The organism is Actinoplanes sp. NPDC051633, from assembly GCF_040681735.1.
In the GTDB taxonomy this organism is placed as follows: domain Bacteria; phylum Actinomycetota; class Actinomycetes; order Mycobacteriales; family Micromonosporaceae; genus Actinoplanes.
The window spans coordinates 1-13,098 of the sequence record NZ_JBFAZH010000080.1 but is presented as its reverse complement, the minus strand read 5'-3'; the positions used below and the strand labels follow the sequence as shown (position 1 = coordinate 13,098).

General features: G+C 70.5%; 13 protein-coding genes. 9 read left to right on the top strand and 4 right to left on the bottom strand.

Annotation, left to right across the window (positions count from 1 at the left end):
* The 3 genes from AB0M20_RS07545 to AB0M20_RS07535 form a co-directional block, all read left to right on the top strand.
* On the top strand, positions 1 to 1,138 hold a 1,138-nt coding region (locus tag AB0M20_RS07545; protein WP_364295335.1), incomplete at its 5' end, for a helicase-associated domain-containing protein.
* A gap of 230 nt (positions 1,139 to 1,368) precedes the next feature.
* Positions 1,369 to 3,030, top strand: a complete 1,662-nt coding sequence (locus tag AB0M20_RS07540; protein WP_364295331.1) for a DNA repair helicase XPB — start codon at positions 1,369 to 1,371, stop codon at positions 3,028 to 3,030.
* 111 nt (positions 3,031 to 3,141) lie between these two features.
* On the top strand, positions 3,142 to 5,181 hold the full coding sequence (locus AB0M20_RS07535) for a S8 family serine peptidase (RefSeq protein ID WP_364295328.1): 2,040 nt from the start codon (positions 3,142 to 3,144) through the stop codon (positions 5,179 to 5,181).
* Between the two features lie 55 nt (positions 5,182 to 5,236).
* Here AB0M20_RS07535 and AB0M20_RS07530 read toward each other — a convergent pair whose 3' ends face one another.
* The 4 genes from AB0M20_RS07530 to ligD (AB0M20_RS07515) are packed head-to-tail and all read right to left on the bottom strand — an operon-like array spanning position 5,237 to position 7,937.
* A complete protein-coding gene (locus AB0M20_RS07530) occupies positions 5,237 to 5,701 on the bottom strand; it encodes a hypothetical protein (RefSeq protein ID WP_364295325.1) in 465 nt (154 codons plus the stop codon).
* The gene (locus AB0M20_RS07525; RefSeq protein WP_364295322.1) at positions 5,698 to 6,036 is read right to left on the bottom strand and encodes a PadR family transcriptional regulator; all 339 of its coding nucleotides are present in this window, start codon (positions 6,034 to 6,036) and stop codon (positions 5,698 to 5,700) included. The genes AB0M20_RS07530 and AB0M20_RS07525 overlap by 4 nt, the downstream gene beginning before the upstream one ends.
* Positions 6,037 to 6,088: 52 nt before the next feature.
* Positions 6,089 to 6,994: a non-homologous end-joining DNA ligase gene (ligD, locus tag AB0M20_RS07520; protein WP_364295319.1), complete on the bottom strand. Its 906-nt coding sequence runs from the start codon at positions 6,992 to 6,994 to the stop codon at positions 6,089 to 6,091.
* Complete coding sequence (ligD, locus tag AB0M20_RS07515) at positions 6,984 to 7,937, bottom strand: non-homologous end-joining DNA ligase (RefSeq protein WP_364295317.1); 954 nt, start codon at positions 7,935 to 7,937, stop codon at positions 6,984 to 6,986. Before ligD (AB0M20_RS07515) ends, ligD (AB0M20_RS07520) begins: the two co-directional genes overlap by 11 nt.
* Positions 7,938 to 8,029: 92 nt before the next feature.
* Between ligD (AB0M20_RS07515) and AB0M20_RS07510 the strand changes: the two genes are divergently transcribed.
* The 6 genes from AB0M20_RS07510 to AB0M20_RS07485 form a co-directional block, all read left to right on the top strand.
* Positions 8,030 to 8,950 (top strand): Ku protein, encoded by a 921-nt coding sequence (locus tag AB0M20_RS07510; protein ID WP_364295314.1) that lies wholly within the window; start codon positions 8,030 to 8,032, stop codon positions 8,948 to 8,950.
* A gap of 13 nt (positions 8,951 to 8,963) precedes the next feature.
* Positions 8,964 to 9,452, top strand: a complete 489-nt coding sequence (locus AB0M20_RS07505; protein WP_364295311.1) for an NUDIX domain-containing protein — start codon at positions 8,964 to 8,966, stop codon at positions 9,450 to 9,452.
* 10 nt (positions 9,453 to 9,462) lie between these two features.
* The gene (locus tag AB0M20_RS07500; RefSeq protein ID WP_364295309.1) at positions 9,463 to 10,749 is read left to right on the top strand and encodes an MFS transporter; all 1,287 of its coding nucleotides are present in this window, start codon (positions 9,463 to 9,465) and stop codon (positions 10,747 to 10,749) included.
* Positions 10,750 to 10,791: 42 nt separating this feature from the next.
* Positions 10,792 to 11,352, top strand: a complete 561-nt coding sequence (locus tag AB0M20_RS07495) for a sugar O-acetyltransferase (protein ID WP_364295306.1) — start codon at positions 10,792 to 10,794, stop codon at positions 11,350 to 11,352.
* Positions 11,349 to 11,918 (top strand): TetR family transcriptional regulator, encoded by a 570-nt coding sequence (locus AB0M20_RS07490; RefSeq protein ID WP_364295303.1) that lies wholly within the window; start codon positions 11,349 to 11,351, stop codon positions 11,916 to 11,918. Before AB0M20_RS07495 ends, AB0M20_RS07490 begins: the two co-directional genes overlap by 4 nt.
* On the top strand, positions 11,915 to 13,098 hold a 1,184-nt coding region (locus AB0M20_RS07485), incomplete at its 3' end, for an MFS transporter (protein WP_364295300.1). The genes AB0M20_RS07490 and AB0M20_RS07485, both read left to right, overlap by 4 nt.

Sequence of the window (13,098 nt, the reverse complement as noted above, 5' to 3'; positions counted from 1 at the left end):
CGCCGACGAGGTCCTCGGCCTGCTCTCCTGGCACGCGCCGCGCCGGGCCCGCGGGCGTGAGGCGGTGCACCGCGACGCCCTGGACGGCGCGGCCCTGCTCGGGCTGACCGGGCGCGGCGCGTTGACCTCGTACGCCCGGCTGCTGCTCGAACCCGCCGACGACGACCCGCTCGGCACCGCGGATGCCGGGCCGGCCACCGACGCGGTCCGCGCCTTGGACGCCCTGCTGCCCGCGCCGGTCGACCACGTGCTCGTGCAGGCCGACCTGTCTGTCGTGGTGCCCGGCCCGCCGGAGCCCGAGCTGGCCGGTGAGCTGGACGTGCTGACCGAGAAGGAGTCGGCCAGCGTGCGCCGGGTGACCGCGGCCAGCGTGCGCTCGGCGCTGGACGTCGGCTACACCGCCGCCGACCTGCATGCGCTCTTCCGGCAGCGGTCGCGTACGCCGATCCCGCAGTCGCTCACCTATCTGATCGACGACGCGGCCCGCAAGCACGGCGGGCTGCGCGCCGGGTCGGCCGGCGGCTATCTGCGCAGCGACGACGAGGCGCTTGTCGCCGAGGTGCTGGCCGACAAGCGGCTGTCCGGGCTGGGGTTGCGCCGGCTCGCGCCGACCGTGCTGGTCAGCCCCTATCAGGTGAGCCGCCTGCTGGGTGCGCTGCGCGAGGCGGGCTTCGCACCGGTCGCCGAGGACGCGGGTGGGGCGGCGGTGCTCAGCCGGCCGAAGGTGCGCCGCGCTCCGTCGCGTACCCCCCTCTTGGTCAAGCTGCCCGATCAGGCCGGGCCCCCGCTGCTGGCCGGGCCACGGCTGGCCGGGGTGGTCGAGCAGATCCGCCGGGGCGATCTCGCGACGAGGGCGGCGCGGCGGGCGCCGGTGACGGTGCGCGCGGCGAACGGGCAGGGCGTGCCCGGACTGACCTCGGTGCAGGCGCACGGGCAGGCGATGGCCGTGCTGCAGCAGGCCGTCCGCGACAAGGCCCGGGTCTGGGTGGGCTACGTGGATTCGCACGGCGCGACGCTGTCCCGGCTGGTCCGCCCGGTCTCGCTGAGCGCCGGCTACCTGCGCGCCGAGGACGACCGCACGGAGACGCTGCACACGTTCGCCCTGCACCGCATAACCGCGGCCGTCCAGGAGGAGTGAGCGGGGGCAGGAGGAGCGATCCGTCACAGCCCCGCAGGGGCTCGGATTCTCCGCCCTGGCCGAAGGCTCAGCGGCCGGTAGCAGCACAGCCCCGCAGGGGCTCGGGTACTCCGCCCTTGCCGAAGGCTCAGCGGCCGGTAGCAGCACAGCCCTGGCCGAAGGCTCAGCGGCCGGTAGCAGCACAGCATGCAACACTGAATGGTCGTGCTCAGCTTCCGAAGGGACCCCTGGTGAGCAACGGACCATTGATCGTGCAGTCGGACAAGACCCTGTTGCTCGAGGTGGACCACCCCGACGCGCAGGCGTGCCGGATGGCGATCGCGCCGTTCGCCGAGCTGGAGCGCAGCCCTGAGCACGTGCACACCTATCGGCTGACGCCGCTCGGGTTGTGGAACGCGCGGGCGGCCGGCCACGACGCCGAGGGCGTGGTGGATGCGCTGATCAAGTTCTCCCGCTACCCGGTGCCGCACGCCCTGCTGGTCGACGTGGCCGACACCATGGACCGGTACGGCCGCCTGCAGCTGGTCAACGACCCCGGGCACGGGCTGGTGCTGCGCGGGCTGGACAAGATCGTGCTGGTCGAGGTGTCCAAGAGCAAGAAGCTGGCCGGCATGCTCGGCGCCCGCATCGACGACGAGACCATCTCGGTGCACGCCTCCGAGCGCGGCCGCCTCAAGCAGGCGCTGCTCAAGCTGGGCTGGCCGGCCGAGGACCTGGCTGGGTATGTGGACGGCGAGGCGCACGAGATCGGGCTGGCCGAGGACGGCTGGCACCTGCGGTCGTACCAGCAGGAGGCCGTGGACGGCTTCTGGGCGGGCGGCTCGGGCGTGGTGGTGCTGCCCTGCGGCGCCGGCAAGACGCTGGTCGGCGCGGCGGCGATGGCCACCGCGAAGGCGACCACGCTGATCCTGGTGACCAACACGGTGGCCGGCCGGCAGTGGAAGCGTGAGCTGGTCGCGCGGACGTCGCTGACCGAGGACGAGATCGGTGAGTACTCGGGCGAGCGCAAGGAGATCCGGCCGGTCACGATCGCGACGTACCAGGTGCTGACCTCCCGCCGCGGCGGCGCGTTCACCCACCTGGACCTGTTCGGCGCCCGCGACTGGGGCCTGGTCATCTATGACGAGGTGCACCTGCTGCCGGCGCCGATCTTCCGGTTCACCGCCGACCTGCAGGCCCGCCGGCGGCTCGGGCTGACCGCGACGCTGGTGCGCGAGGACGGCCGCGAGGGCGACGTGTTCTCGCTGATCGGGCCGAAGCGCTACGACGCGCCGTGGAAGGACATCGAGGCGCAGGGCTGGATCGCGCCGGCCGAGTGCACCGAGGTGCGGGTCACGCTGACCGACGCCGAGCGGATGTCGTACGCGGTGACCGAGGCGGAGGAGCGTTACCGGGTGGCGGCGACCGCCCGGACGAAGCTGCCCGTGGTCAAGGCCCTCGTCGACCGGCATGCCGGCGAGCAGACGCTGGTGATCGGGGCCTACATCGACCAGCTGCATCAGCTGGGTGAGTACCTGGACGCCCCGATCATCCAGGGGTCGACCACCAACAAGGAGCGCGAGCGGCTCTTCGACGCCTTCCGCTCCGGCGAGGTGAAGACCCTGGTGATCTCCAAGGTCGGCAACTTCTCGATCGACCTGCCCGAGGCCGCGGTGGCGATCCAAGTGTCCGGCACGTTCGGCTCGCGGCAGGAGGAGGCGCAGCGGCTCGGCCGGGTGCTGCGGCCCAAGGCGGACCGGCGGCAGGCGCACTTCTATACGGTCGTGTCACGGGACACGATCGACACCGAGTACGCCGCGCACCGCCAGCGCTTCCTGGCCGAGCAGGGGTACGCGTACACCATTGTGGACGCCGACGACGTGCTGGGTCCGCCGCTGCCGTCGGTTGATTGAGCGAAGCCCATGTGTCGGCCGAACGTCCGACGCGAAGCCGGTTCATCTTCATCGATAATCGCCTGACGTTGTCCACGGGGGACAGCTCTCGGATCGAGAAGAGAGTCAGCTGTGAAACGTCATGGCGTGTTGCGCCGCGCGGCGGTGGCCGGGCTTGCCCTGGTCGCCGCGATTTTCGCCATAAATGCCGGGGCTCCTGCGCAGGCCGCCGAGCCCGGGCATCCCAAGCCGCTGCCGGCGCACCTGCGGGGAGCGACCAGGTCCGACACGGTTCCGGACCGCTACATCGTCGTCCTCAAGGGCGTGGCTCCGCAGAAAGTCCGCGCCACCGCCACCGCTCTCACCAAGAAGCACGGCGGCACCGTGCGCCGGGTCTTCACCAACGCCCTCTCCGGCTATTCCGCCGCCATGAACGCGCAGCAGGCGGGGCGGGCGGCGACCGACCCCGGCGTCGCGTACGTCTCGCCGGTCCGGCGGTATTCGGCGACCGACACGCAGGCCGCGCCGCCGTCCTGGGGCCTGGACCGGATCGACCAGCTCTACCCGAAGCTGAACAATTCCTACACCTACCCGAACTCCGCGCCGGGCGTGACGGCGTATGTCATCGACTCCGGGATCGACATCGCCCACGAGGACTTCGGCGGCCGGGCGAGCAACGGCCGCGACTTCATCGACAACGACGACGTCGCCCAGGACTGCGACGGCCACGGCACCCACGTCGCCGGCACGGTCGGCGGCACGAAGTACGGCGTGGCCAAGGCGATCAAGCTGGTCGCCGTGCGCGTGCTCGACTGCTCGGGCAGCGGCACCACCGAGCAGGTGGTGGCCGGGATCGACTGGGTGACCGCGAACGCCGTCAAGCCGGCGGTGGCCAACATGAGCCTCGGCGGTGAAACGACCGACCCGGTCCTCAACGATGCGGTCAACCGCTCCATCGCCTCCGGTGTCACGTACGCGATCGCGGCCGGCAACTCGATGGTCAACGCGTGCGGCGTCGCGCCCGCGAACGTCCTGGGAGCCATCACGGTCGGCGCCACCGACCGGGTCGACCTGCGGGCCTGGTTCTCCAACTACGGCAACTGCGTGGACCTCTTCGCTCCGGGCGTGAACATCACCTCGGCGGCGGCGGGCACCCCGAACGGATCGGTGGCCTACAGCGGCACCTCGATGGCCGCCCCGCACGTCGCCGGCGCCGTCGCCCTGCTCCTGCAGCAGCACCCGGAGTGGACGCCGGCGCAGGTGCGCAACGCGCTGGTCACCGCCGCGCCGGCCGGCCCGGTGCACGACACGCTGGGCTCGCCGAACCGGTTCCTGACCGTCGCCACTCTGGCCAAGACCCGCACCGGCTGGGGTCTGCTGGCCAAGTCGAACGGCAAGCTCGTCACGGCCCCCTCCGCGGGCGCCCAGCCGTTGATCGCCAAGAGCACCATCGTCAACGGCTACGAGAAGTTCGACATCGTCGACGCCGGCAGCGGCCGGGTCGCCCTGCGCGCCAAGGCCAACAACAAGTACGTCCGGGCGATGAACTCCGGCACCAAGCCGCTGCTCGCCGCCGCCACCACGATCGGCGGCTGGGAGAGGTTCCAGCTCATCGACAACCTCGACGGCACGGTGAGCCTCAAGGCGCTGACCAACGGCAAGTACGTCACCGCGGCGTCGACCACTTCGCCGCTGATCGCCAACGCGACGACCATCGGCCTCAGCCAGAAGTTCGCCCTTCAGGCACCGCCGCCGCTGGTCACCATCAAGTCGAAGGCCAGCAACAAGTTCGTGCGGGCGGTCAACAACGGCGCGAGCCCGCTGCAGGCGGTGACCACCGGGGTCAGCACCACGGAGAAGTTCCAGCTCATCGCCCTGCCGCAGAGCACCTTCGCGATCCGGGCGCTGGTCAACAACAAGTACGTGACCGTGGGCAGCACCGGCGCCCTCCCGCTGAAGGCCGGCGCCCCGGCGGGCGGCACGTCGGAACGGTTCCTGTACGTGGACTACAACTCGGACGGCACGATCTACCTGGGCGCCTGGGTGGACGGGCAAGCGGTCACCGCCGGCGCGACCGGCGTGAGCCAGCTGACCTCCAGCAAGAACATCAACTGGGAGAGCCCGACCCTGGGGTTGGGCAACGGCGAGAAGTTCTTCGTCGCCCCGGTCTGACATCTCCATCCGCACCGACGACGCCCTCGGCTCGCCGCTGCCGCAGATCGACGAGTTACTCCGTCGGGAACGGCAGCGGCATGTCGGGCCTCTCGGGCATGGGCGCCTGGATCGCCGGGGCCTGCATCGGCTCCGGCGCGCTCTCGCCGCTGACCCGCGCGAAGAACACCAGCCCGAGCGCGCCGATCAGGAAGAGCACCACGAAGGCGACGATCGCGGCGATCACCCAGCCCGGCACGCCGCCCTTGGGCGGCGGCGCCGGCGCCGGTGCGTACGACCGCCGCGGCGGCTGCGGGCCCGCCTCCCAGTACGCGGCCGCGGCGACCTCCTCGGGGCTGCCCAGCCGCCGGAGGACCTCGATCATCTCGCTCTCGGAGAACACACCCCGCTCGCGCTCGGTCGCGATGTGCGACTCCAGGTCGGCGAGCAGCTCGCGGCGCTCCAGCAGCGGCAGCCCGCTGAGCCGGAGCTCGACCTCGCGGAGATACTCACCGACCAGGTCGGTCTTCTGGATGCTCATGCCTCACCGGTCCCTACGAGTCGGTCAACGGTCTGCCGGAACGAAAGCCATTCGACACGAAAACGGCCCAGCGCCGCGCGGCCCTCGTCGGTCAGCGAGTAGTAGCGACGCGGCGGGCCCGACGGCGACTCGCTCCACTTGCTGGCCAGCCAACCAACACGGCGCAACCGGGACAGCATCGGATAGATCGTGCCCTCGGTGGTCGTGAGGCTGCGCTCCTCGCCGAGGCGGCGCACGATCTCGGTGCCGTACACGTCATCTCGCTCGACCATCGCCAGCACACAGAACTCCAGCGTCCCGCGCCGCAGGCCGCTGGAGAGCTGCGCTTCGCTCATGTGTCACACGGTACCTTGCGCCGCAAGGTACGTCGAGCGGCCAACCGGCCGGTTACGGCAGTCGAGGGCCCGGGGTCAGCAGATCCTCCAGCAGGTCGCCGTACTCCTCGACCCGTTCCAGGACCTCCTGCGCGGTGAACTGCCGCGCCTGGGCCTCACCGGTGCCGAACGCCTCGACCTCTTCCCAGGTCAGCGGCGTCGACGCGGTCGGGCTCTGCTGCGCTCGCAGCGAGTAGGGCGTGACCGTGGTCTTGGCCGCGGCGTTCTGGCTCCAGTCGATGAAGATCTTGCCCGGCCGCAGGTTCTTCGCCATCTTCGCGGTGATCGACTTCGGCACCATGGCGGCGAGCTCCTCGGCGACCTTCTTCGCGTATCGGGACACCTCCTCGGAGTCCTGCTCACCCGCGATGGGACAGCAGAGCTGCATCCCCTTTTTGCCGGAGGTCTTCGGGTACGCGTCCACGCCGTCCGCGGCCAGCCGGTCGCGCATCAGCACCGCGACCCCGCAGCACTCGGTGAGCCCGGCCGGCGCACCGGGGTCGAGGTCGACCACCATCAGATCCGGGTTCCGGCCGACCTTCCACTGCGGGGTGTGCAGCTCCAGCGAGGCGATGTTGGCCACCCAGACCAGGGTCGGCAGATCGTCCACGACGACGAAGTCGATGGTCTCGCGCGACTTGGTGGATCCGGGAACGGGCAGCCGCTCGGTGCGTACCCAGTCAGGGGTTCCACCGGGTTTGTTCTTCTCGAAGAAGAACGCTCCGTCGACCCCGTTGGGATAGCGGATCCGGGTGAGCGGCCGGCCCTCCAGGTGCGGGAGCAGGACCGGCGCGAGCCGCGTGTAGTAGTCGATGACCTCACCCTTGGTGAAGCCGGCGGCCGGGTACATCAGCTTGTCCAGGTTGGACAGCTCGAGGTCCCGCCCGTCGATCGAGACGCTGAACCGCTCAGCTGCCATCGTCTTGGTCCTCCACGCACTCCGCGGGCGATTTATCCGGGCGCAGTCGCAGGAAGCGCGGGAAACGCAACCGCCCGTCGGGCGTCCGGTTGCCGTAGCGCACCTCGACCACCAGCTCGGGCTGTACCCAGTGCGCGCCGCGCGCATCCTCCCGGGGCACCGCGCCCGGCGCGAACGGGGACTTCTCGGTGGCCAGCGGCTTGAGCACGGAGAGCAGCTCGGTCTCGGATGCTCCGCTGATGCCGCCGCCGACCCGGCCGCGGAACAGCAGCCGGCCGTCCGGCCCGGGCGAACCGACCAGCAGCCCGCCGAGACGCCGAGCCCCGGCACGCCAGCCACCGATCACGTAGTCGCCGGTGCTGTCGAACTTCACCTTGACCCAGTCCGGCGAGCGCAGCCCCGGCACGTACGGCGTGTCCGCCCGCTTGGCGACGACCCCCTCGAGGCGGTACTCGCGGGCGGCCGCGGCGGTGGCCGCGCCGTCGGTGAACACCGGCGGCACCATCCAGTGCGGGCCGTTCAGGTCGAGCTCCTCGAGGCGTTCCCGGCGCAGGGCGTACGGCTGGCGCTTCAGGTCCTCGTCGCCGTGTTTGAGCAGGTCGAAGATCATGTAGGTGACCGGCAGCGACGCCGCCAGCTGAGCGGCCCGGCGCGGGTCACGGACGTGCATGCGCTCGGCCAGGGCGGTGAACGAGGGCCGGCCCTCGGCGTTCATCACCACCATCTCACCGTCCAGAAGTGACCCCGCCGGAAGCCTCATGGCGGAAATTTCTGGATAAGCTGCGGTAACCGTGGTCCCGGAACGGGCATAAAGCCTGGGAGCACCCGAATCGAAGGCCGAGATCACGCGTACGCCGTCCCACTTGAACTCGTAGCTCCACCCCGGGCCGCTCGGCAGCGGACCGGTGGTGGCGAGCATCGGGGACAACGGCGCACCAGGCACTCGATCACCATAGGCAGCGCGGAAGCCCTTACGCAGGCGTCTCGGTGATGCCATTCTTGATCAGGGCAGCTCATCGGGGGTATGGAGGCAGCATGCGCGCGATCTGGAAGGGTGCGGTGTCGTTCGGCCTGGTGTCGATCGCCGTGAAGCTCTACTCCGCCACCGAGGAGAAGGACATCCGGTTCCACCAGGTACACCGCACCGACGGCGGGCGGATCAAGTACAAGCGCACCTGCTCGGTCGACGGCGAGGAGGTGACCTACGACGACATCGCCAAGGGGTACGACATCGGCGGTGGCGAGATGGTCATCCTGACCGACGAGGACTTCGCCGAGCTGCCGCTGACCACGTCCCGCGCGATCGACGTGCTGCAGTTCGTCCCCGCCGACGAGATCGACCCGATCATGTTCGCCAAGGCCTACTACCTCGAGCCCGAGGGGCAGGCGGCGAAGCCGTACGTGCTGCTGCGCGACGCCCTGCAGGACGCCGACCGGGTCGCGATCGTGAAGATCGCCATCCGCCAGCGCGAGCAGCTGGCCACCCTGCGGGTCCGCGACGACGTCCTGGTGCTCAACACGATGCTCTGGCCCGACGAGGTGCGCGGCGTCGACTTCGGGTTCCTCGACGAGGAGATCGAGACCCGCCCGGCCGAGCTGGCGATGGCGAGCTCGCTGATCGACTCGATGGCCGGCAGCTTCAAGCCGGACGAGTTCACCGACAACTACCGCGCCGCGCTGCAGGAGGTCATCGACGCCAAGGTCGAGGGCCGCGAGGTGGTCGCGCCGGAGGAGACCGAGGAGGCGCCGGCCGCCGCGGTCGACCTGATGGCCGCTCTGAAGGCGTCGGTCGAGCGGGCCAAGGCGGCGCGCGGCGAGGCACCGGCCGCTCCCGCCAAGACCGCGGCGAAGAAGACCGCGGCCAAGAAGGCGCCGGCCAAGAAGGCGCCGGCTGCGAAGGCGACCGCTGCGAAGAAGGCCACCCCCGCCAAGAAGGCGGCCAAGAAGGCTTCGTGATTAGGCTTGCTGCGTGGCATTGACCTGGGCTGAGTCCTATCTGGGACGGGTACGCGGAACCGTCGGCGACATCGACACCCTGCTGTTCGTGGGCGCGCGCGGGGTGATCCTCGACGACCAGAACCGGCTGTTGCTCATCCAGCGCTCCGACAACCACCACTGGGCCATGCCGGCCGGTGCGATGGAGCTCGGCGAGAGCATGGAGGAGTGCGCGATCCGCGAGACGTGGGAGGAGACCGGGCTCACCGCGACCTCGCTGACACCGTTCGCCTTCTACTCGAACTACACCTTCACCAACGGGTACGGGCACACGTACCAGCAGATCCTGATGTCCTTCCGGATCCACACCTGGGAGGGTGAGCTGCTGCGGCAGACCGAGGAGTCGGTCGACGCCGGCTTCTTCCCGCTCGACGCGCTGCCCGGCCGCAAGTCGTTCATCATCGAGGAGACGCTGGCCGACCTCGCCGAATTTGAGAAGACCGGGCGGCTGGTCCTTAAATAGGCTCGCCGATGTGACCGACGGCCCTCGACGCCGGCGGCTGGGGATGGACCTCACGCCGCTGCGCACCTCTCGTGACTTCCGCCTCCTCTTCGTCGGCGGCTCCATCACGGCCTTCGGGTCCTTCATCACCTATGTGACTATCCCGTTCCAGGTCGCGGCGATCACCGACGACCCGCTGATGGTGGGGCTGCTCGGCGTCTGCGAGCTCGTCCCGCTGCTGATCATGGGCTTCGTCGGCGGTGCGCTGGCCGATTTCCTGGACCGGCGGCTGCTCGTCCGCGGCGCGGAGTTCGCGCAGACCGGTCTGTGCACCGTACTTCTGATCAACGCGCTCTCCGACGAGCCGCATCTGTGGCTGCTCTACCTGGTGGCGTTCCTGACGTCGGCGGTCGACGGCCTGCAGCGACCGGCGCTGGACGCGATGCTCCCCCGCCTGGTCACGCCGGAGGAGATCCCGGCCACCATGAACCTGCGGGGCCTGATGTTCAACGTCGCGCAGCTCGCCGGCCCGGCCCTGGCCGGCGTGCTGATCGCCACCGTCGACCTGGCCTGGGTCTACGCGATCGACCTGGCGACCTTCGCCGTCTCGCTGGTGTGCATCACGCTGATCAGGGCGGTGCCGCCGCCACCGGACCCGGACCGGCCGTCGCTGCGGTCGGTGGTCGCCGGCCTGCGATACGCGCGCGATCGCCCGGAGCTGCTCGGCACCTACCTGGTCGACATCAACGCGATGTTCTTCGGCATGCCCCAGGCGTTGTATCCCTTCCTCGCCACCCAGCTCGGCGGCCCGAAGATCCTAGGTCTGCTCTACGCCGCGCCGGCGGTCGGCGCGCTGCTGGGCACGGTGACCTCGCGCTGGTCCAACCACGTCTACAAGCACGGCCTGCTGGTGGTGATCGCGGCGGCCGGGTGGGGCGTCGGGATCACCGGCGCCGGGCTCTCCCGGTGGCTCTGGCTCACCCTGCTCTGCCTGGCGTTCGCCGGGTACTGCGACATGATCTCCGGCATCTTCCGGTCGATCATCTGGAACCAGACCATCCCCGACCATCTGCGGGGGCGGCTCGCCGGGATCGAGATGCTGTCGTACACCACTGGGCCGCTGCTCGGCCAGGTGCGGTCGGGGGCGATGGCGAACACGCGGCTCGGCGTGAGCGGGTCGATCTGGGTGGGCGGCGTGCTCTGCGTCGTGGGTACGGTCGCGCTGGCGGCGGCACTGCCCAAGTTCTTGCGGTACGACGGGCGCGAGGGCCTGGCCCGCAAGATCGCCGAGGACGAGGCGCGGGCCACTTCTTCCTGAGTGATATGTACAGCCGTACACATCCTTTGTACGCTCGTACGTATGACGTCCATGCGCGACCGGATGCTTGCCGGCGAGCTGTACCTGGCGGACGACCCCCAGCTAGGCATCGACGACATGCGGGCGCAGGGCCTCTGCCACCGGGTCAACACCCTCGACCCGACCGATCACGGCGGCCTGCGCGAGCTGTTCCGCGAGCTGCTCGGCGCGGTCGGCGAGCACACCACGATCCGGCCGCCGTTCCGCTGCGACTACGGCTACCAGACCACCATCGGCGCCCGGACGTTCGTCAACTGGGGCATGGTCTGCGCGGACGTCGCCCGGGTCACCATCGGCGACGACACCCAGATCGGGCCCAACGTGCAGTTGCTCACCCCGACCCATCCGGTGCAGGCCGGCCCGCGGCGGGACAAGTGGGAGGCGGCCCGCCCGATCACGATCGGCGACAACGTGTGGCTGGGCGGCGGCGTGATCGTGCTGCCCGGCGTGACGATCGGCGACAACACGGTGGTCGGCGCGGGCGCGGTGGTGGTGCGCGACCTGCCCGCCGATGTCGTCGCGGTCGGCAACCCGGCCCGCGTCGTCAAGGCGGTCGAGCCGTGACCGCCGCGTCCGTCCGGCAGGCCCGGCGCTTCGACCCCGACCGCAAGTCGCGCATCGTCGACGTGACGATCGACGTGATCGCCGAGCACGGCGTCGCGGGCACCACCCATCGCCGGATCGCCGCGGCTGCGAACGTACCCCTGGGCTCTTTGACCTATCACTTCACCGGCCTGGACGATCTCTTCGCGCAGGCCTTCCAACGGCATGCGGAACGCATGTCGCCGCTCTACGAGGCGCACTTCGAGGGCGTCGGCTCCCGCGCGGAGTTCATCGACGCCGTCACCGACCTGATCCACGGCGACGCCGGCGCGTCCTCGAAGGACTGGGCCGTGGCCTACGAGCTGTATCTCGCGGCGCTGCGGCACCCGGCGCTCCGCGAGGTCACCGAGTCGTGGATGCGCCGCAGCCGCGCCGTGCTCGAACGTTTCGTCGACCCGCTCACCGCGCGCGCCGTCGACGCCCTGATCGAGGGCCTGGTCATGCACATGACTTTGTCCACCGTGTCCTTCAGCCGCGCGGACACCCACCGCATCGTCAGCCGCCTGCTCCAGGAGGACATTTCGTGAGCGCCGTCGTCGAAACCGATGCCCGGGTCCGCGCCGCGACCCGCGCCACCTACGTCGCGTTCATCGGCTCCGGCTGGGGCATGTCCACCTGGGCGACCCGCATCCCCCAGGTCCGCGACGGCCTCGACCTGACGCCGTCGCGGCTCGGCCTGGTGCTGCTGGCGATCGCGGCCGGCTCGATCGTGTCGCTGGTGATGGCCGGCCAGATCGTGGCCCGGTTCAGCTCCCGCCGCACGGTGATGGCGATGGCGGTGCTCTTCGGCCTCGCCGTGGTCGGGATCGGGCTGGGCTACCGTCTCGGCGTGGCGCCCGTGGTGGTCGCCCTGTTCTTCTTCGGCTTCGCGAACGGCGCCTGGGACGTCGCGATGAACGTCCAGGGCGCGATCGTCGAGCGCAAGCTGGGGCGGGCGATCATGCCGCGTTTCCACGCGGGCTACAGCGTGGGTACGGTGGCCGGCGCACTGGTCGGCGCCGGTGCTATCGCCCTGCACATCTCGGTGACCACGCACCTGATCATCTGGGGTCTGGGCCTCGCCGCCGCGGTGGTGTTCGCGGTCCGCTCCTTCGTGCCCGACACCGCCGACGCGCTCCCGTCGACGTCCACCTCCGCCGAATCGCCGCCCCCGTCGGAGAGCGGCCTCAAGCGCACCCTCGCCACCTGGCGGGAGCCGCGGACCCTGCTGGTCGGGGTGTTCGTGCTGGCGTTCGCCTTCGCCGAAGGCACCGGCATCGACTGGATCGCGGTGGCGCTGATCGACGACTACGACGCTCCGGCCACCGTCGGAACGCTGGCATTCGCGCTGTTCCTGGCCGCGATGACGGTGGGACGATGGTTCGGTCCGGCGCTGCTCGACCGGTACGGCCGGGTGCCGGTGCTCCGGGTCCTCGCGGTGGTGAGCCTCTTCGGGCTCGGCCTGTTCGTCTTCGGCTGGTCGACGCCGATCGCCTTCGTCGGCGCGCTGTTCTGGGGCCTGGGCGCATCCCTGGGCTTCCCGGTGGGCATGAGCGCGGCGGCGGACGACCCGGAGCGGGCGGCGGCGCGGGTGAGCGTGGTCGCGTCGATCGGATATTGCGCGTTCCTGGGCGGGCCGCCGCTGATCGGCTTCCTGGGCGACCACAACACGGTGCAGAAGGGCCTGATCGCGGTGGCCGTCCAGCTGGGCGTGGCATTGCTGGTAGC

What these genes read in the sequence shown, in the direction of transcription:
- AB0M20_RS07510 (WP_364295314.1), top strand. Translation starts at nt 8,030, where the DNA reads ATGCGCGCGATCTGGAAGGGTGCGGTGTCGTTCGGCCTGGTGTCGATC.
- AB0M20_RS07525 (WP_364295322.1), bottom strand. Translation starts at nt 6,036, where the DNA reads ATGAGCGAAGCGCAGCTCTCCAGCGGCCTGCGGCGCGGGACGCTGGAG.
- AB0M20_RS07530 (WP_364295325.1), bottom strand. Translation starts at nt 5,701, where the DNA reads ATGAGCATCCAGAAGACCGACCTGGTCGGTGAGTATCTCCGCGAGGTC.
- AB0M20_RS07495 (WP_364295306.1), top strand. Translation starts at nt 10,792, where the DNA reads ATGACGTCCATGCGCGACCGGATGCTTGCCGGCGAGCTGTACCTGGCG.
- ligD (WP_364295319.1), bottom strand. Translation starts at nt 6,994, where the DNA reads ATGGCAGCTGAGCGGTTCAGCGTCTCGATCGACGGGCGGGACCTCGAG.